Source organism: Streptomyces deserti, from assembly GCF_054782695.1.
The window spans coordinates 825,219-843,121 of record NZ_BAAGRZ010000001.1; the positions used below are offsets into that span (position 1 = coordinate 825,219).

General features: G+C 71.2%; 17 protein-coding genes. 6 read left to right on the plus strand and 11 right to left on the minus strand.

From position 1 onward, the window contains the following. Nucleotides 1-34 precede the first annotated feature (34 nt). The gene (gene leuA, locus ACYVMZ_RS03750) at nt 35-1,756 is read right to left on the minus strand and encodes a 2-isopropylmalate synthase (protein WP_461075361.1); all 1,722 of its coding nucleotides are present in this window, start codon (nt 1,754-1,756) and stop codon (nt 35-37) included. A gap of 319 nt (nt 1,757-2,075) precedes the next feature. Between leuA and ACYVMZ_RS03755 the strand changes: the two genes are divergently transcribed. The 3 genes from ACYVMZ_RS03755 to ACYVMZ_RS03765 are packed head-to-tail and all read left to right on the plus strand — an operon-like array spanning nt 2,076 to nt 4,810. After that, on the plus strand, nt 2,076-3,149 hold the full coding sequence (locus tag ACYVMZ_RS03755) for a M4 family metallopeptidase (protein WP_461075363.1): 1,074 nt from the start codon (nt 2,076-2,078) through the stop codon (nt 3,147-3,149). Between the two features lie 20 nt (nt 3,150-3,169). After that, nucleotides 3,170-3,436 carry a protealysin inhibitor emfourin gene (locus ACYVMZ_RS03760; protein WP_461075365.1) on the plus strand — a complete coding sequence of 89 codons (267 nt, stop codon included), beginning with the start codon at nt 3,170-3,172 and terminating at the stop codon, nt 3,434-3,436. A 57-nt stretch (nt 3,437-3,493) separates the two neighbouring features. Then, entirely contained in the window at nt 3,494-4,810 is a 1,317-nt protein-coding gene (locus ACYVMZ_RS03765; RefSeq protein ID WP_461075367.1) for a GH1 family beta-glucosidase, read from the plus strand. Here the strand turns inward: ACYVMZ_RS03765 and ACYVMZ_RS03770 are convergent. Then, entirely contained in the window at nt 4,807-5,661 is an 855-nt protein-coding gene (locus tag ACYVMZ_RS03770; RefSeq protein ID WP_461075369.1) for an NAD-dependent epimerase/dehydratase family protein, read from the minus strand. The genes ACYVMZ_RS03765 and ACYVMZ_RS03770 overlap by 4 nt on opposite strands. A 124-nt stretch (nt 5,662-5,785) precedes the next feature. On the opposite strand from ACYVMZ_RS03770, the gene ACYVMZ_RS03775 reads away from it, so the two are divergent. Beyond that, nucleotides 5,786-6,640 carry a helix-turn-helix transcriptional regulator gene (locus ACYVMZ_RS03775; RefSeq protein ID WP_461075371.1) on the plus strand — a complete coding sequence of 285 codons (855 nt, stop codon included), beginning with the start codon at nt 5,786-5,788 and terminating at the stop codon, nt 6,638-6,640. Nucleotides 6,641-6,717: 77 nt separating this feature from the next. On the opposite strand, the gene era is transcribed toward ACYVMZ_RS03775, so the two are convergent. Beyond that, complete coding sequence (era, locus tag ACYVMZ_RS03780) at nt 6,718-7,671, minus strand: GTPase Era (RefSeq protein ID WP_461075373.1); 954 nt, start codon at nt 7,669-7,671, stop codon at nt 6,718-6,720. Nucleotides 7,672-7,773: 102 nt separating this feature from the next. Here era and ACYVMZ_RS03785 point away from each other — a divergent pair, with 102 nt between their 5' ends. Next, a complete protein-coding gene (locus ACYVMZ_RS03785; RefSeq protein WP_461075375.1) occupies nt 7,774-8,112 on the plus strand; it encodes a P-II family nitrogen regulator in 339 nt (112 codons plus the stop codon). 24 nt (nt 8,113-8,136) lie between these two features. Here the strand turns inward: ACYVMZ_RS03785 and ACYVMZ_RS03790 are convergent, their stop codons facing one another. The 8 genes from ACYVMZ_RS03790 to ACYVMZ_RS03825 all read right to left on the minus strand — a co-directional run bounded on the left by ACYVMZ_RS03790 (nt 8,137) and on the right by ACYVMZ_RS03825 (nt 16,181). Next, nucleotides 8,137-8,613 carry a hypothetical protein gene (locus ACYVMZ_RS03790; RefSeq protein WP_461075377.1) on the minus strand — a complete coding sequence of 159 codons (477 nt, stop codon included), beginning with the start codon at nt 8,611-8,613 and terminating at the stop codon, nt 8,137-8,139. A 165-nt stretch (nt 8,614-8,778) separates the two neighbouring features. After that, nucleotides 8,779-9,132: a cytidine deaminase gene (locus tag ACYVMZ_RS03795; RefSeq protein WP_461075379.1), complete on the minus strand. Its 354-nt coding sequence runs from the start codon at nt 9,130-9,132 to the stop codon at nt 8,779-8,781. A gap of 33 nt (nt 9,133-9,165) precedes the next feature. Next, nucleotides 9,166-9,525 (minus strand): MmcQ/YjbR family DNA-binding protein, encoded by a 360-nt coding sequence (locus ACYVMZ_RS03800; protein ID WP_461075381.1) that lies wholly within the window; start codon nt 9,523-9,525, stop codon nt 9,166-9,168. Beyond that, a complete protein-coding gene (locus tag ACYVMZ_RS03805) occupies nt 9,522-10,826 on the minus strand; it encodes a hemolysin family protein (RefSeq protein ID WP_461075383.1) in 1,305 nt (434 codons plus the stop codon). Before ACYVMZ_RS03805 ends, ACYVMZ_RS03800 begins: the two co-directional genes overlap by 4 nt. A gap of 7 nt (nt 10,827-10,833) precedes the next feature. Next, nucleotides 10,834-11,331 (minus strand): rRNA maturation RNase YbeY, encoded by a 498-nt coding sequence (gene ybeY, locus ACYVMZ_RS03810; protein ID WP_461075385.1) that lies wholly within the window; start codon nt 11,329-11,331, stop codon nt 10,834-10,836. 13 nt (nt 11,332-11,344) lie between these two features. After that, nucleotides 11,345-13,495, minus strand: coding sequence for a PhoH family protein (locus ACYVMZ_RS03815; RefSeq protein WP_461075387.1), 2,151 nt, complete (start codon nt 13,493-13,495; stop codon nt 11,345-11,347). A 169-nt stretch (nt 13,496-13,664) separates the two neighbouring features. Continuing rightward, nucleotides 13,665-14,795, minus strand: coding sequence for a carbohydrate kinase family protein (locus ACYVMZ_RS03820; protein ID WP_461075389.1), 1,131 nt, complete (start codon nt 14,793-14,795; stop codon nt 13,665-13,667). A 90-nt stretch (nt 14,796-14,885) separates the two neighbouring features. Then, nucleotides 14,886-16,181, minus strand: a complete 1,296-nt coding sequence (locus ACYVMZ_RS03825; protein ID WP_461075391.1) for a glucarate dehydratase family protein — start codon at nt 16,179-16,181, stop codon at nt 14,886-14,888. A gap of 356 nt (nt 16,182-16,537) precedes the next feature. Between ACYVMZ_RS03825 and ACYVMZ_RS03830 the strand changes: the two genes are divergently transcribed. Then, nucleotides 16,538-17,902 carry an MFS transporter gene (locus tag ACYVMZ_RS03830; RefSeq protein WP_461075393.1) on the plus strand — a complete coding sequence of 455 codons (1,365 nt, stop codon included), beginning with the start codon at nt 16,538-16,540 and terminating at the stop codon, nt 17,900-17,902. Nucleotide 17,903 lies beyond the last annotated feature (1 nt).

Genomic DNA, 17,903 nt, shown 5'->3' on the forward strand with positions numbered 1-17,903 from the left:
GCGGACGGAGCCCTCATATCGCCGATCGGGCCGGTCAGCGGGTCGCGCGGTTGACGGCGGACACGACGGCCTTCAGCGAGGCGCGCGTGGTGTTCGCGTCGATTCCGATTCCCCACAGGACCTTGTCGTCGATGGCGACCTCGATGTAGGAGGCGGCCTGCGCGGAGGCGCCCTCGCTCATCGTGTGCTCCTGGTAGTCCAGCAGGCGGGCGTCGATGCCGATGCCCTGCAGCGCGTGGAAGAACGCCGAGATCGGGCCGTTGCCGGTGCCGACCAGGGTGGTCTCCACGCCGTCGACCGTGGCCTCGACGGTGAGGGTGTCCACGCCGTCCTTGTCGGTGGTCGACTGGCCGTTCTTGAGCTGGATACGGCCCCAGGGATTGTCCGGATTCGGCAGGTACTCGTCCTGGAAGATCGCCCAGATGTCCTTCGGCGTGACCTCGCCGCCCTCGGCGTCCGTCTTCGCCTGGATGATCTTGGAGAACTCGATCTGCATCCGGCGCGGCAGCTCCAGCTTGTGGTCGTTCTTCAGGACGTAGGCGATACCGCCCTTGCCGGACTGCGAATTGACCCGGATGACCGCCTCGTACGAACGCCCCACGTCCTTGGGGTCGATGGGCAGGTACGGCACCGCCCACTCGATGTCATCGACGGTGACGCCCTTGGCCTTGGCGTCGGCCTCCATGGCGTCGAAGCCCTTCTTGATGGCGTCCTGGTGGGAGCCGGAGAAGGACGTGTAGACCAGGTCGCCCACGTACGGGTGGCGCGGGTGGACCTCCATCTGGTTGCAGTACTCCCACGTACGACGGATCTCGTCGATGTCGGAGAAGTCGATCTGCGGGTCGACGCCCTGGGAGAACAGGTTCATGCCCAGCGTGACCAGGTCGACGTTGCCGGTGCGCTCACCCTGCCCGAACAGGCAGCCCTCGACGCGGTCGGCGCCGGCCATCAGCGCCAGCTCGGCGGCGGCGACGGCCGTACCGCGGTCGTTGTGCGGGTGCACGGACAGGCAGACGTACTCGCGGCGGGACAGGTTGCGGCCCATCCACTCGAAGCGGTCGGCGTGCGTGGACGGCGTGGAACGCTCAACGGTGGCGGGCAGGTTGAGGATGATCTCGCGGTCCGGGCCGGGCTGCCAGACGTCCATGACGCCCTCGCAGACCTCCAGCGCGAAGTCCAGCTCGGTGTCGGTGAAGATCTCCGGGCTGTACTGGTAGCCGAACTCGGTCTCGTCGCCCAGCAGCTTCTCGGCGTACTCCATCACCAGGCGTGTGCCGTCGACGGCGATCTGCTTGATGTCGTCCTTGGAGCCGCGGAAGACAACCCGGCGGAAGACCGGGGCGGTGGCGTTGTACAGGTGGACGGTGGCACGGTGGGCGCCGCGCAGGGACTCCACCGTCCGCTCGATCAGGTCCTCGCGGGCCTGGGTGAGGACGGAGATCGTCACGTCCTCGGGGATGGCACCGGGCTTCTCGATGATGGAGCGTACGAAGTCGTAGTCGGTCTGGCCGGAGGCCGGGAAGCCGACCTCGATCTCCTTGTAGCCCATCTTGACCAGCAGGTCGAACATCGCGCGCTTGCGGGCGGGCGACATCGGGTCGATCAGGGCCTGGTTGCCGTCACGCAGGTCGGTGGAGAGCCAGCGGGGGGCGACGGTGATCCGGTTGTCCGGCCAGGTGCGGTCGGGGATGTCGACCTGCTCGTAGCGGCCGTACTTGTGGATCGGCATGGAACTGGGCTGCTGGCGGTTCGCCATGATGCTTCGGGCTCCTCAGGGGGTCCGGAAGGACGGCCGACGACGCAACGCCAAAGCTCCGCGGGGAGGGAGTCGGCCTTGTCTACAGGCCCTCGCCGCGGCAGCTAAGGAGAAGCAGCCCGAAACGCATGATGCGCAGCATGCTAGCCGAGCTCTTCCGGATGCGCGGGTCCGTATCAGTATGCGGGACCCGCTGAACAATCGGGACAAAAAGTGCCCAGTACCACACTGCTTCCCGGTGGGTAGGCCCGTAGCGCCGCATTCACCGATCATGGTTGCGGATGGTGACAGCGGCGTGACGCAGTGCAAAGGTGCCGGCATGAGGCTGCACCACGGGGGCTTCGAGCCCGTCTTCTGCACCATCGTTCCGCCCCATGTCCTCGACAGGCTGGCCCAGGCCGAGGACCCCGCGCTCGCCCGCCCCGCCCGCCGGACCCTGGAGCGCGACGCCTTCGAGCGCACCCACCGCCGCCTGACCACGGTCCTGGGCGCCCCGGCCGCCGCACCGCCCGCCCCGGCCGAGTCCGGCAAGCCGCACCGGACGATCTTCGACGCCCGGCACGGCACCGACCTGCCCGGCCGCAAGGTGCGCGGCGAGGGCGACGCGCCCGGCAAGGACGCCACCGTCAACCGCGCCTACGCGGGCCTCGGCGCCACCTTCGAGCTGTTCCTGAAGGCGTTCGAACGGGACTCGATCGACGGCGGCGGGCTGCCGCTGGACGCGACGGTCCACTACGACCGCGACTACAACAACGCGTTCTGGAACGGCGAGCAGATGGTCTTCGGCGACGGGGACGGCGAGATCTTCCTCGACTTCACCATCCCCATCGACGTCATCGGCCACGAACTCGCCCACGGCGTCACCCAGTACACGGCCAACCTCACCTACTTCGGCCAGCCCGGCGCGCTCAACGAGTCCCTGTCGGACGTCTTCGGCTCCCTGATCAAGCAGTTCACGCTCGGCCAGACCGCGACCGAGGCGGACTGGCTGATCGGCGCGGGCCTGCTCGCCCCGCGCGTGACCGGCAAGGCGCTGCGCTCCATGAAGGCGCCGGGCACGGCGTACGACGACGACGTCCTCGGCACGGACCCGCAGCCCGCGACCATGGACGACTTCGTCCGCACCGGCCGTGACAACGGCGGCGTCCACATCAACTCCGGCATCCCCAACCACGCCTTCTACCTGGCCGCCACGGCCCTCGGCGGCCACGCCTGGGAGCGGGCCGGGCAGATCTGGTACGACGTGCTGACCGGGGGCGAGCTGAAGCAGCAGGCCCTCTTCGCCGACTTCGCCACGCTCACCGTGAAGGCCGCCCGCGCGCGCTACGGCGACGGTGAGGAGCTGGAGGCCGTCACGAAGGCCTGGGAGCGGGTCGGCGTGCGCACTCTGTAGTTCCGTACTAGACAGGGACCATGCGTATTCAGGTGAGGCGCACGGGCGGATTCGCGGGCATCGAGCGGTACGCCGAGGTGGACACCTCGGGCCGGCCCGACGCACCCGAGTGGCACACCCTGGCCGAGCGGGCGGTCGCCGCCGGCCGGGGCACGCCGCCGATCGGGGTGCCGGACGGCTTCAGCTACCAGATCACGGTGGACGGCAGGACGGTGTACGCCTCCGACCCGCGGCTGACGGACGAGCAGCGGACACTCATCTCGCGGGTGCTGAAGGAGGGGGCGTAACTCCGGTTTCCCCCCGGGGCGTTGACTTCAGTTACCGCCGGTACGGATGATCCGCGCATGACGACTGAGGCAGGCAACCCGATCCCCCGGTTCCCGGACGGCTTCCTGTGGGGCGTGTCGACCTCCGCACACCAGATCGAGGGCGCGGCCGACCAGCGCGAACCGTCTGTCTGGGACGTCTTCACCGCCGAACCGGGGCGGGTGAAGGACGGCTCGACGGCGGCGGTCTCCTGCGACCACTACCACCGCTACCGCGAGGACGTGACCCTCCTGACCGACCTGGGTGTGGGCGCGTACCGCTTCTCCCTCTCCTGGCCGCGGGTCCGGTCCGGCGACCTCGACTTCTACGACCGCCTGGTGGACGAGGTGTGCGGGGCGGGCGTACGGCCGGTGCCGACCCTGTTCCACTGGGACCTGCCGGCCGGGCTCGACTGGCTGGAACGGGACACGGCGGCGCGGTTCGCCGACCATGTGTCGGCCGTCGTCGAGCGCCTGGGCGACCGCGTGACCACGTGGATCACCCTCAACGAGCCCGCCGAGCACACCCTGCTGGGCCACGCCCTGGGCACCCACGCCCCCGGCAGGCAACTCCTGTTCGACGCCCTCCCGGTCGCCCACCACCAGCTCCTGGCCCACGGCCTGGCCGTACGGGCGCTGCGCGCCGGCGGCGCCACCGACATCGGGATCGCCAACTCGCACGGACCGACGTGGCCGGCGTCCGGGGAGCAGGCGGATCTGGAAGCGGCGGAGTTCTACGACGTACTGCTGAACCGGCTGTTCTCCGACCCGCTGCTGCTCGGTGCATACCCGCCCGGGCTCGGCGAGTTGATGCCGGGCGACGTGGAGTCCGACCTGAAGGTCATCGCCGAGCCACTGGACTGGTACGGCATCAACTACTACGCGCCGACCCGGGTGGGCGCCCCGCAAGGCACGGAGATCGAGTTCGGCGGGGTGACGATGCCCGCCGAACTCCCCTTTTCCGTCCGGGAGATCGAGGGCCGGCCGGTGACCGACTTCGGCTGGCCGGTGGTGCCGGAGGGCCTGACGGAGCTGCTGACGGGATTCCAGCAGACGTACGGCGACCGGCTCCCGCCGGTCGTCATCACCGAGAACGGCTGCTCCTACCAGGGCGTCGACGACCAGGAGCGGATCGCCTTCCTCGACGGCCACATCCGCGCCCTGCACCGGGCGATCGAGGCGGGCGTGGACGTCCGCGGGTACTTCGTGTGGTCGCTGCTGGACAACTTCGAGTGGGCGGAGGGGTACGCGCAGCGGTTCGGCCTCGTGCATGTGGACTTCGAGACGCTGGTCAGGACCCCGAAGGCCTCCTATCGCTGGTTCCGGGAGGTGCTGCGGGCGCAGCGCCGGTCCTAGAGCGCCCCGGCGTCCCGCGCCGCCCACACGGTCGGATACAGCGGCCGGTAGCCGAGGTCCCGGCGGATCCGCTCGGTGGACATGATCCCGAACCAGGGATCGGGGTCGGTGCGGGTGTAGAGCTCGGCGGGCACCTCCACGCCGTTGAGATGGTGGAGGTCGACGGCCGTGACCGGGGCGTCGTCGGCGATGTTGTAGACGCGGCCGACGGCACCGGGGGCGTACAGCAGGCGCAACAGCCCCTGGGCCACATCGGCGTGATGGGCCATCTGCAGCCGCTGGGCCGCCGCCCAGTGCGCGGCCCACCTCAGGGACTGGGCGAGGTGCGGGTCACCCTCGCCGTAGACGAAGGGGAGGCGGCCGACACGCACCTCGATGCCCTCCAGGGCGAGCAGCTCCCGCTCGGCCGCCGCCTTGGACTCCGCGTAGGCGCCCCACATCTCGCCGCCGGGCCGGATTTCGTCGTCCTCGACCAGCGGGCGGCCCCGCCCGGTGCCGTACACGATGCCCGTGCTGACGTGCACGAAGCGCCGCACGCCGGCGGCCAGGGAGGCACGGCCCAGCGCCACGGCGGCGTCCCGGTTGACCGCCCACGCCTCCTCGTCGGGCACCCCGCGGAAGGACGCCGCGACGTTCACGACCGCGTCCGCGCCGGCCACCGCCTTGCCGAGCGCCTCGGCGTCCCTGAGGTCGCCGACCACGACCTCCGCTCCCAGCTCCGCGAATCGCTCCGCGCGCGCCGCGTCACGCACCAGGACCCGTACCTCCTCGCCCGGCCGCCGCCGCGCCAGCAGCCTCGGCACGAAGCGCCGGCCGACCTGTCCCGTCGTGCCCGTCACCAGTGTCAGCATGATCTGCTCCTCTCGACTCCGCTGCCACCACCCTCCGGCGGCCGGGAGCCCGGCGGGAGAGACCCGTCGATCAGGGGACCGGGAGTCCCTGGCTAACCCGGGCGGCCTGCCGCAGCCTGGAGGGGTGAACCGAGCCGAACTCGCCGACTTCCTCCGCCGCAGCCGTGCCCGCCTGGAGCCGTCCGACGTGGGCCTGGCCGCGGGCGCCCGCCGCCGCACCCCTGGCCTGCGCCGGGAGGAGGTGGCGGCGCTGGCCGGCATGTCGGTCGACTACTACACGCGTCTGGAGCAGTCGCGCGGCCCCCGGCCGTCCCGGCAGATGCTCACCGCCCTGGCCCGGGCCCTGCGCCTGACGGACGACGAACGGGACCACCTGTTCCACCTGACCGGTGAGGAACCCCCGCGCCGCGCGACACCATCCGGCCATGTCCGCCCCGGTCTGCTGCTGGTCCTGGACCGGCTGCACGACACACCGGCGCAGGTGGTGACCGACTGGGGCGAGGTGCTGGCACAGAACGCGATGGCCAGGGCACTCGTCGGCGACGTGATGTCCCGCCCGCCGGGCCGGCGCAACCTGACCCGCCTGTTCTTCCTGGATCCGGCCGCCCAGGAGCTGTTCCCGCCCGAGGACCGGCCGGAGCACGCGCGCGGGCAGGTGGCGAGTCTGCGCGCGGTGACCGCCGCCCGCCCGGGCGACCCGGAACCGGCCGCTCTGGTCGCCGAACTACGGTCGCGGAGCGAGGAGTTCGCCCGCCTGTGGGAGGAACACGAGGTGTCCCTGCGGCGCCGGAACACCAAGCGCTTCCAGCACCCCGTGGTCGGCCTGCTGGAGCTGGACTGTGAGGTGCTGCTCAGCCACGAGCACCACCAGTTGCTGATCATCCACACGGCCCGCCCCGGCACGGAGGCCCACGAGCGGCTGCACCTGCTGCGCGTGGTGGGCCTGCAGGACCTGACCCCGCAGCGGACGGCCGGCTAGCCGGCCGAAAGGCTGGAAGAGCGAAAAGCTGGACGACCGAAAGGCTGGACGACCGAAAGGCTCAGAAGACCGAAAGGCTAGAACCCGAGCCGCCGCAGCTGCTTCGGGTCGCGTTGCCAGTCCTTCGCGACCTTCACGTGCAGATCCAGGAAGACCGGCGTCCCCAGCAGCGCCTCGATCTGCTTGCGGGACTTGATGCCGACCTCCTTCAGGCGCTTGCCCTTCGGCCCGATGATGATGCCCTTCTGGCTGGGGCGCTCGATGAAGAGGTTCGCGTGGATGTCCAGCAGCGGCTTGTCGGCGGGGCGGTCCTCGCGCGGGAGCATCTCCTCGACGACCACGGCGATCGAGTGGGGCAGCTCGTCGCGGACGCCCTCCAGGGCCGCCTCCCGGATCAGTTCCGCCACCATCACCTGCTCGGGCTCGTCCGTCAGGTCGCCCTCGGGATACAGCGCCGGGCCCTCGGGCAGCAGCGGGATCAGCAGGTCCGCCAGCAGGTCCACCTGCTTGTTCGCGGTCGCCGACACCGGCACGATCTCCGCCCAGGTGATGCCCAGCTCCTTGCCCAGCTGGTCGACCGCGATGAGCTGCTCGGCCAGCGCCTTGGAGTCGACGAGGTCGGTCTTGGTGACGATCGCGACCTTCGGGGTCTTCCTGATCCCGGCGAGCTCCTTGGCGATGAACCGGTCACCCGGGCCGATCTTCTGGTCAGCGGGCAGGCAGAACCCGATGACGTCCACCTCGGCCCACGTCGTGCGGACCACGTCGTTCAGCCGCTCGCCCAGCAGCGTGCGCGGCTTGTGCAGGCCCGGGGTGTCGACGAGGATCAGCTGCGCCTCCGGCCGGTGCACGATGCCGCGCACCGTGTGCCGCGTCGTCTGCGGCCGGTTCGAGGTGATCGCCACCTTCTGCCCGACCAGAGCGTTCGTGAGGGTGGACTTGCCCGCGTTGGGCCGCCCGACGAAGCAGGCGAAACCGGCCCGGTGCAAGGCCTCGGCCGGTTGCTCGGATGACTGGGTACGAACGCTCATGCCGCCCATTCTCCCTGATCCCCGGAGCCCCACCGCACCACTGGGCGTAACGTACGGGGTCGGCTCACCCCGTCCCCAGCGCGCGGAAGGTCAACACCCGGCATGAAGCTCATCACCGCCATCGTCAAGCCGTACCGCCTCGACGAGGTCAAGACCGCCCTGCAGGAGCTCGGTGTGCACGGCCTGACCGTGACCGAGGCCAGCGGCTACGGCCGGCAGCGCGGCCACACCGAGGTGTACCGGGGCGCCGAGTACCAGGTCGACCTGGTGCCCAAGGTCCGTATCGAGGTCGTGGTGGGGGACGCGGACGCCGACGCCGTCATCGACACAATCGTGAAGGCCGCGCAGACCGGCAAGATCGGCGACGGCAAGGTGTGGGCGCTGCCCGTCGACACGGTCGTACGGGTCCGGACGGGAGAACGCGGCCCCGACGCGCTGTGAGCGCGGGGGCCGCGTCCGCGCGGCTCAGTCGAACACGAACGGGCCCGGCGACTGCGGCCCGGTCGCCGTGCACGTGATGGTGATCCCGAACACGGTCATCCGCAGCGAGCCGCCGAAGGCCTCCAGGCTGTCGCCGGAGGCCACGGTGCCGCTGAGCGGGCCGACCTGGACGGGGGCGCCGGCGGCCATCGCCGGGTTCTCCGTGCCGGTGAAGACGGTGGTGCCGCCGCCCGCCTTCACCAGGGTGAGCGTCGACGCGATGGAGTCCTCCGCGAGCGCGATGGGCGCGGTGATCGCGGAGGTGTTGACGGTGACGGTGGCGGAGGTGCCGTTCTGCGTCGCCGTGAGCGTGGCCTGTCCGCCGCCGAAGGTGCCGCAGTCGGCGGTGATCGTCGCCGTCTGGGGGGTGACGGCGACGGCGGTGGGCGCGAGGGTGAGGCCGGTGGCCGCGAGGGCCCCGGCCACCAGTGCCGCACCTGCTCCGATTCGCTTGCCTCTCATGGGATTTCGTTCCCTTTCCGTGGGGGGAGCGCTCGGCAGGCGGATGCGGTCACGCTGCGCGAGCACTGGAACTGACGGCCCGTCATGACTGTCGGTTCCATTGATGCGTGAGAGGCGGACGACGGCAAGGTTGAAAACTGGCCGATCGCCGCTCGGCCGGCACCGTCAGCCGGCCGGCACCGTCTCCCGGACCGTCCCGTCCGGTCCGGCCACCAGCACCGGCGTCCCCGCCCCGCCCAGATCCCGTACGGCCGCCAGATCCTCCGCCGACGCCGAGTCGGCCTCCGTGACCACGGCCGCCGCCTCCAGCGACTTCGCGCCCGAGGCCACCGCCATCGCCACCGCCGTCTGCAGGGCACTGAGCTTCAGGGAGTCGAGGGCGACGGTCCCCGCCACATACGTACGGCCGGTCTCGTCCCGTACGGCGGCCCCCTCGGGCACACCGTTGCGGGCCCGCGCGGAACGGGCCAGGGTGACGATCTTGCGGTCCTCGGGGTCGAGCGCGCTGGTGTCGGTCATGATCCGAGCATACGTAGCCCCGCGGGGACCGCCTCAGGGGCGGTCGAGGCGGAGCCGGTCGGCTCGCGGCAGTCCGGCGACGACCAGGTCGTAGGAGTCCTCGACGAGGTCCCGGACCAGGCGGTCCGGGAGGCCGCCGTCGACGGTGACGGTGTTCCAGTGGCGCTTGTTCATGTGATAGCCGGGGATGACCAGGTCCGGGTACTCGGCGCGCAGCCGGATCGCGTCCTCCGGGTCGCACTTGAGGTTGACCGTGAGCGGGCGCGCGTCGAGGTTGGTCAGGGCGAACATCTTGCCCAGCACCTTGAACACCGAGATCTCCGGGCTGAACGGGAAGTCCTCCACCGCCGCGTTGAACGACAGGCAGAGCGCGCGCAGCTGCTTGGGGGTCACTCCGGCTTCTCCTCCTCCGGGGGATCCGCCGGGCCCGCCGGCTCCACCAGCACGGTCACGATCTTGTTCCGGCGGCCGGCGGCGGCCTCGGCGGTCAGGCGCAGCTCCCGGCCGTCCGGCAGCTCCACCGCGGACGACGCCCCGGCGATGGGCACGCGGCCCAGCGCCTTGGCCAGCAGGCCGCCGACCGTCTCCACGTCCTCGTCGTCGAAGGACTCCAGGCCGTACAGCTCGCCCAGGTCGCTGATGTCCAGGCGGGCGGTGACCCGGTAGCGGTCCTCGCCCAGCTCCTCCACGGGCGGCAGCTCGCGGTCGTACTCGTCGGTGATCTCGCCGACGATCTCCTCGAGGATGTCCTCGATGGTGACGATGCCGGCTGTGCCGCCGTACTCGTCGATGACGACGGCCACGTGGTTGCGTTCCTTCTGCATCTCGCGCAGCAGGTCGCCGGCGTTCTTGGTGTCGGGCACGAAGAAGGCGGGGCGCATCGCCGTGGACACCAGCTCGTTCTCCGCGTCGCGGCTGATGTGCGTCTTGCGGGCCAGGTCCTTCAGGTACACGATCCCGACGATGTCGTCCTCGCTCTCGCCGGTCACCGGGATACGGGAGAAACCGGAGCGCAGCGCGAGGGTGAGGGCCTGGCGGATGGTCTTGTACCGCTCGATGACCACCAGGTCGGTGCGCGGCACCATGACCTCGCGGACGAGGGTGTCGCCCAGCTCGAAGACGGAGTGCACCATGCGGCGCTCCTCGTCCTCGATCAGGGACTCGGCCTCGGCGAGGTCGACCAGCGCGCGCAGCTCCGCCTCGGAGGCGAACGGGCCGCGTGGGAAGCCCTTGCCGGGGGTGAGCGCGTTACCGATGAGGATCAGCAGGGACGGGACCGGGCCCATGATCCGCGCCAGCGGCACCAGGATGTACGCCGCCGCCGTCGCCGTGTTCAGCGGGTGCTGTCGGCCGATGGTGCGCGGCGAGACACCGACGGCCACGTACGACACGAGGACCATGACCGCGATCGCGATCAGCAAGGCCTCGGCGGTGCTGGCGAACTCCTCCAGACAGGCGTACGTGACGATCGCCGCGGCGGCCATCTCGCAGGCGACGCGGACCAGCAGCGCCACGTTGAGGTAGCGGGTCGGGTCGGCGGCGACCTGCGCGAGTTTGGCGCTGCCGCGCCGCCCGGAGCGGATGGCCTCCTCGGCGCGGTAGCTGGAGACACGCGCGATGCCCGCCTCCGCGCAGGCGGCGAGCCAGGCGACCACGACCAGGGCGATCGCGCCGAGGACGAGCTGCGGACTCATGGGCGGCCTACGAGACCGTCGGCGCCGGGGACGGGCCGGTCAGGCCCCGCTCCGCGCGCCAGCCGTCCACGATGGCGGCCTGCAGGCCGAACATCTCGGCCTTCTCGTCCGGCTCCTCGTGGTCGTAGCCGAGCAGGTGCAGCACGCCATGGACGGTGAGCAGCTGCAGCTCCTCGTCCATGGTGTGCTGCGTAGGCGCTTCCGCACCCTGCTTGGCGGCGACCTCGGGGCACAGCACGATGTCGCCGAGCAGGCCCTGCGGCGGCTCGTCGTCGTCCTTCGACGGCGGACGCAGCTCGTCCATCGGGAACGACATGACGTCCGTCGGCCCGGGCAGGTCCATCCACTGGATGTGGAGCTGCTCCATGGCGGCGGCGTCCACGATGATCACCGAGAGCTCGGAGAGCGGGTGGATGCGCATCCGCGCGAGCGCGTAGCGGGCGATGTCGAGGATCGCCTGCTCGTCGACCTCGGTGCCGGACTCGTTGTTGACGTCGATCGACATGCTGGTGCTCGGTCTACTTCCCCTTGTGCCCGGACTTGCCGCGGTTGCCCTTGTGGGCGCCGTTCTGGGTGCCGTGCTTGCTGTCGTACTTCTCGTACGCGTCGACGATACGGCCCACCAGCTTGTGCCGTACGACGTCGTGGGACGACAGCCGCGAGAAGTGGACGTCCTCCACGCCCTCCAGGATCTCCTGGACCTGCCGCAGGCCGGACTTCTGGCCGTCGGGGAGGTCGACCTGCGTCACGTCACCCGTGATCACGATCTTCGAGTCGAAGCCGAGGCGGGTGAGGAACATCTTCATCTGCTCGGGGCTCGTGTTCTGGGCCTCGTCCAGGATGATGAAGGCGTCGTTGAGCGTGTTGTGCGTCAGCAGGTAGTCCTGCGTGACGTACAGCGAGTCCTCGGCCGCCACCTGGATGCAGACGGTCTCCTCCCTGCCCGCGGGCTCGATGCTGTCGATGAACCGCATCGGGCGTCCGCCGCCTCCGGCCGCGTGGTACTTGTCGCGCTTGCGGGCCAGGCGGAAGGGCTCGACGCCTTCGGGGAGACGGATGTCGATGATGTGGGCGTCGTAGCGGTGACCGACCTCACGACCCTTCGCCACGCCCGGCTTGCGCCCCGCCGCGATGCGCCGACGGGCGTATGCCACGCCGCCCAGCGACCGGACGAGCGAGATGACGTCGTCGCGCAGCATGATCGACGTCGTCGTGTACTGGATGCGGCAGGTGCGGTCCTTCTGCACGACCGGGCCACCATCGGAATCGAGCAGCCCCTGCAGGACGGCCAGCCGCACCTCGGCCGAGTTGTACAGATAGTCGTCCGGGATGAACTCGGTGTGGGACCGGGTACGCAGCAGGTCGAGTTCGCGGAGCACCCGGGTGACCGGATTCTCCAGAGTCACGACATCGCCGGGGGACTTGGTCCTGTCGAGCACGTGGTCGGGACCACCCCGATGCCGCAGCGTGACGCCCGGCAGCCCGGCTTCCAGCGCCGCGGCCAGCTCGGGGTCCTCCGTCGAGAAGGACGGCGTCGTCGAACCGGTGAGGCAGCCGTCGCCGAGCAGGAGGCCCAGGGCATACGGGTCCATCGGCACCTCGCGCTCCGGGAAGCACACCGGCGCCGTGAGCATCGGCAGCTCGTATCGGCGATAGTGCCCCGCCCGCAGGTTGCCGATCATCTCTTGGGTCTCCAGGACCCGCCACGGCTTGTTGCGCCGCTTGTCGTCTCGCGTCCTGACCGTCCACAGGTGCTCGCCGCAGCACAGCGTCCAGGAGCCGTCCTGGGCTGTGACGCGGTAGATGTCCCTCTCGCCCTGGGGATAGACACCGAGGACCGGGGTCGGCTCACCGTTCGAGCCGATGACCAGGTCACCGACCTGGAGGTCGCCGATGGGACGCCAGCCGTCCGGCGTGAGGACGTTCGTGAAGATCGGCTGGCTACGTCCACGCATATACGCCAGCGGCGCCACCTCGATAGTCCCCGCCGCCATCAACCGCGGAATCGAGTCCGGGTCGAGCATGTCGTGCAGCGCGTCGTAGAGCGGGCGCAGGTACGGGTCGATCTTCTCGTACAGCGTGCCGGGCAGGAAGCCGAGGCGTTCGCCCGCCTCGACCGCGGGTCGGGTCAGGATGATGCGGTTGACCTGCTTGGACTGCAGGGCCTGCACCGCCTTGGCCATCGCCAGGTACGTCTTGCCGGTGCCGGCGGGGCCGATGCCGAAGACGATCGTGTGCTTGTCGATCGCGTCCACGTAGCGCTTCTGGTTGAGCGTCTTGGGGCGGATCGTGCGGCCGCGCGAGGACAGGATGTTCTGCGTGAGCACCTGGGCCGGGGTCTCCAGGCCGTCGCTCTCCCCGTTCTCGCTCGCCTTCAGCATGGCGATCGAGCGTTCCACCGCGTCCTCCGTCATCGGTTGCCCGGTGCGGAGCACGAGCATCATCTCGTCGAACACGCGCGAAACGAGGGCGACTTCCGCCGGGTCGCCGACCGCGCTGATCTCATTGCCCCGGACATGGATGTCGGCCCCCGGGAAGGCCTTCTCGATCACGCGCAGGAGGGCGTCTCCGGAACCCAGCACGGTCACCATGGGGTGCTGGGCGGGGACGGTGAACTGCACTCTCGCCTGCCCCTGCGCGGGGGTGTGAGCTGTCGGTGTCTGAGTCATGGGCCGGCGCTGAAGGCCTGCGGTTCCTCCTCTTCACGGCCGCGTAGCTGAGGGCGGCCTCGCGATTCAAGGGTACGACGGGGGGCTGACAACGCCGTAGGGCTTTTCGGTGCCGGGGTTGTGTGTTCGGTACAGCCACCCCGCGCGGGCCGGGGCCGACCCGCGTCGGTCACGCCGACCTGCGGAACCCGATCGTCGGCACCGCCCGCCGCAGCGGCCACGGCCGTACCAGCTCGTCCGGCACCAGGTCCGCCAGGAACGCGTACCGCCGCAGGGCCGCCGGATCCTGCCCGTCGACCGACTGCACCTCGCGCCACCAGGCGGCGATCTCCGACCAGCCCGGGGCGGACAGGGAGCCGCCGAACTCCTGGACGGACAGCGCGGCGGTCAGCCCGGCGAAGGCGAGCCGGTCGGCCAGCGGCCAGCCCGCGAGGGTGCCGGTGACGAAGCCGGCGACGAAGACGTCCCCGGCGCCGGTCGGGTCGAGGGCCTCCACGGCGATGGCGGGGACGGAGGCCGTCTCCCCCGTACGGCGGTCCACGGCGTACGCCCCTTCCGCGCCCAGGGTGACCACCGCGAGCGGTACGTGCTCGGCGAGGGCGTGCGCGGCGGCGCGGGGGCACTTCGCGCCCGTGTAGCGCATGGCCTCCTCCGCGTTCGGCAGGAACGCCTCGCAGTACTTCAGGTCGGGCAGCCCCGCCAGGTCCCACGCGCCGGTGTCGTCCCAGCCGACGTCACCGAAGACGCGGGCGCCCTTGCTCGCGGCCTGGGCGACCCAGGGGGCGCTCCTGCCGGGCGTGAGGGAGGCGATGGCGGCACGCGCGCGTGGCGGGCAGTCGGGGGCGGGTTCCTCCGGGGGCGGCTCGTGGCCGTGGGAGACCATCGTGCGCTCCCCCTCGTAGGCCATCGAGACGGTCACCGGGGAGTGCCAGCCGGGTACGGTGCGCGACGGGGAGAGGTCGATGCCCTCGCCCTGCTCCAGGGCGTTCCAGCAGTAGTCGCCGTAGTGGTCGTCGCCGAAGGCCGCCGCGAGGGACGTCCTCAGGCCGAGGCGGGCCAGGGCGGTGGCCATGTTGGCGACGCCGCCGGGGCTCGACCCCATCCCGCGCGCCCAGGACTCCGTGCCGCGCACCGGGGCGGAGTCGAGGCCGGTGAAGATGATGTCGAGGAAGACCGTGCCGGTGAGGTAGACGTCCCAGGGCGGGTCGTGCGGCGTGCGCAGCGCGGCGAGAGGGTCGACCTGGGCCTGGCGGTGCGATCCCTCTGAGGTGGACGCGAAGGACGCGGTGGACGCGATCACGATGCGCTCCCTGACGTGGTGCCGATCTGGCCAGTGTGCACCACACCACTGACAACGCGACGGCGATCACGCGGGGACCACCGGCCGGGGCTACCAGCGGGGCATCGCGGGCGTGACCCAGCCGGGGTCGGCGATCCGCATCGCGGCCGCGTCGTCCCGGTCCCGCAGCGACCCGTCGTCGTCCAGCCACCGCCGGTGCAGCGCGGCCAGCCGGTCGCGGTCGAGGTCCACGCCGAGGCCGGGGGCGTCGGAGACGGTGACCCTGCCGCCGTCGAAGGTGAGGCGTGCGGTGAGGACGTCCTCCGCCTGCCACGGGTAGTGGGAGTCGCAGGCGTGGTGGAGGTTCGGGACGGTGGACGCCACGTGGGTCATCGCGGCCAGGCTGATCCCCAGGTGGGTGTTGGAGTGCATGGACACCCCGACGCCGAAGGTGCGGCAGATCGCGGCGAGCTGCTGGGTGTTGCGCAGCCCGCCCCAGTAGTGGTGGTCGGAGAGGACCACCTGGACGGCGTCGCGGGTGAACGCCTCTTTGATCTCGGCGAAGGTCGTCACGCACATGTTGGTGGCGAGCGGCACGCGCGTGCGTGCGGCGACCTCGGCCATGGCCGGGGTGCCGAGCGCCGGGTCCTCCAGGTACTCCAGGACGTCCCCGAGTTCCTCAGCCACCTTCACCGACGTCTCCACGGACCAGGCCCCGTTGGGGTCCAGCCGCAGCGGATGCCCCGGGAACGCCTCCGCCAGGGCCCGTACGGCGGCGATCTCCTCGTCGGGCGGGAAGACACCGCCCTTGAGTTTGAAGGAGGTGAAGCCGTACCGCTGGGTGAACCTGCGTGCCTGCTCCACGACCCCCGCCGGGTCGAGTGCGGCACCCCAGTCGTCCTGCTCGGCGCGGACGCCCTCGGGATGGCCGGCCCACTTGTAGAAGAGGTAGGCGCTGTACTCGACGCTGTCGCGCACCTTGCCGCCGAGCAGCGCGTGCACGGACAGGCCGAGCGCCTTGCCGAGGGCGTCCAGGCAGGCCACCTCGAAGGCGGAGAGGACGGACAGCCGCAGCTTGTCGGCGGTCTGCACCCCGCGCAGTCCGCCGACGTCGACGGCGTCCTCGACCCGGGAGGTGTCCACGGCGACCTCGTCGGCGACCGTGAACAGGCCGTTCACATCGCTGACCTGGCGACCCCTCAGCTGTTCGGCGAAGGGGCGGGCCAGCTCCAGGTACTTGGTGTCGCCGTACGTCTCCCCGACACCCGTGATCCCGTCGGCCGTGACGATCTCGACGATCAGCCGGGGGGTGTACGGCTGGTGGACGCCCTGTGTGTTCAGCAGCGGCGGGTCGGCGACCAGGATCGGTGTCAGCCGTACGTCGGTGATGGTCAGGTCGCGCGTCACAGGGCGGCTCCCATGAGGTCGAGTCCGGTGGCGAGGAGGCTCTTGGGCCGGCCAGGGGCTTTCCGGTCCTCCTCTCACCATGGCATCTCCCCACGCAGACGCCATCCACGTATGAGAATGGAGACTAGATACGCGAACAGACACCGTCAATGGCCGACGGATCCGTGCACTGGCGTTGGCGCGCTCGTCTACCCGGTCACCCCAGCCTCAAACGCGCGCGTGCGCCACATCACACCCACTCGCCTCGATCAGCCCGCCCCCCGCTTGATACAAATTGCCCGCGCGTTCCTGTCCGTCGACGGTCGTCGCCCAATCCCCCTTTCGAGCCGCTTCTTTCGCATGCCCTGGGAACGCCCGTGTTCGCCCCCCGCACCACCCCCTGGCCCGTCGTCGCCCTCTTCACGGCCGGGTACCTCGCTCCGTATCTGCTGCCGACCACGGTCGGCCGGCTGGACGCCGGACTTCCGCTCTCCCCGACTCAGGCGGGAGCCGTCGGAAGTGCGCTGCTGCTGAGTTCGGCGGCGGCCGGGTTCCTGCTGGCGTCCCGGGTCGAGCGGGTCGGGGCGCGGACGCTCGCCCGGACCGGGCTCGCGCTGGCCGTGCTCGGCTACGGAGGTGCCGCGCTCACCAGCGCCGTCTGGGCCGTCGTCCTCGGCGCGGTCGTCGGCGGCTTCGGGTCGGGTACGGCCACCACGGTCGCCGCCACCCAGATCGCCGCCATGGGGGCGCCCTCTGCTCGAGCGAAGTCGAGAGCTGGGGGAATGGATCCGCATCGGGCCTCCACGCTCGGGCTGCTCAGCGTCTCCGCCCTCGCGGGCGTCCTGTATCTGACGATTCCGCATCTCGGTCCGGGCCACGGTCTCCCGCCGGCCGCGATCGCGCTGACCGCGCTCGCCGTGTGGCCCCTGACCGGGCGGCTCCCCGCCGGTACGGCCTCCCCGCGCGCCCGGCACGACAAGGCCCGGCTGCCGCACCGACGTTCGGGCCTGGTCCTCGCCGCCGCCATGCTGTGCTGGTCGCTGGCCCAGAACTCGCTGTGGGGGGTGAGCGGCCGGATCGGGCTCACGCAGGCGCACCTGAGCGAGGCCACCGTCGGTGCCGTCTTCGCCGTCGCGCTGGGCGCCGGGCTCATGGGCGTCATCGGGGCGGGCGCGCTCGGGGCGCGGCTGGGGCGGGCGCTGCCCATCGGGGCCGGGACCGTGCTCATCGCCGGCTGCATCGCGGCCAGTGCCTCCGCGACCGGCCTGGCGAGCTTCGCGGCCGGTGAGATCGCCTGGAACGCGCTCTACCCCGTGGTGCTGTCGTACCTCATCGGGCTCGCCGCCTCGCTCGATCGGCGCGGGCGCTGGGCGGTGCTCGTCGGGTCGGCGTCCTCGCTGGGGACGGCCGCCGGACCGCTCACGGGCAGTGTGCTGTCCGCGCAGGCCGGGTTCCCGGTCATGGGGCTGGTCCTCGGTGCCGGGCTGCTGGTCGTCGCCGTGCCGATGACGGCCGTCGCCCTGCACACCGGCGGGCGCCCGCTGCTGCCCGGCGCGGTCCGCCGCCGGGGCGGCACCCCGGCGGCCGTGGTCGCCGCCGCCACGGGCACGCCCACCGGCACGGTCCCCGAGGTCGGCGCCCCGGAACAGCCGGTGGTCGAGATCCCCGTGGACGGCCCGGCCGTCCCCGCCCAGCGTGCCTACGACACGGCGGCGGCCACGCGGGCGCCAGGGGCCGGCTGAC

Coding starts and splice junctions, on each gene's coding strand:
- ybeY (WP_461075385.1), bottom strand. CDS start 11,331: ATGTCGATCGACGTCAACAACGAGTCCGGCACCGAGGTCGACGAGCAG.
- ACYVMZ_RS03760 (WP_461075365.1), top strand. CDS start 3,170: ATGCGTATTCAGGTGAGGCGCACGGGCGGATTCGCGGGCATCGAGCGG.
- ACYVMZ_RS03795 (WP_461075379.1), bottom strand. CDS start 9,132: ATGACCGACACCAGCGCGCTCGACCCCGAGGACCGCAAGATCGTCACC.
- ACYVMZ_RS03815 (WP_461075387.1), bottom strand. CDS start 13,495: ATGACTCAGACACCGACAGCTCACACCCCCGCGCAGGGGCAGGCGAGA.
- leuA (WP_461075361.1), bottom strand. CDS start 1,756: ATGGCGAACCGCCAGCAGCCCAGTTCCATGCCGATCCACAAGTACGGC.
- ACYVMZ_RS03805 (WP_461075383.1), bottom strand. CDS start 10,826: ATGAGTCCGCAGCTCGTCCTCGGCGCGATCGCCCTGGTCGTGGTCGCC.
- ACYVMZ_RS03785 (WP_461075375.1), top strand. CDS start 7,774: ATGAAGCTCATCACCGCCATCGTCAAGCCGTACCGCCTCGACGAGGTC.
- ACYVMZ_RS03755 (WP_461075363.1), top strand. CDS start 2,076: ATGAGGCTGCACCACGGGGGCTTCGAGCCCGTCTTCTGCACCATCGTT.
- ACYVMZ_RS03765 (WP_461075367.1), top strand. CDS start 3,494: ATGACGACTGAGGCAGGCAACCCGATCCCCCGGTTCCCGGACGGCTTC.
- ACYVMZ_RS03790 (WP_461075377.1), bottom strand. CDS start 8,613: ATGAGAGGCAAGCGAATCGGAGCAGGTGCGGCACTGGTGGCCGGGGCC.
- ACYVMZ_RS03770 (WP_461075369.1), bottom strand. CDS start 5,661: ATGCTGACACTGGTGACGGGCACGACGGGACAGGTCGGCCGGCGCTTC.
- era (WP_461075373.1), bottom strand. CDS start 7,671: ATGAGCGTTCGTACCCAGTCATCCGAGCAACCGGCCGAGGCCTTGCAC.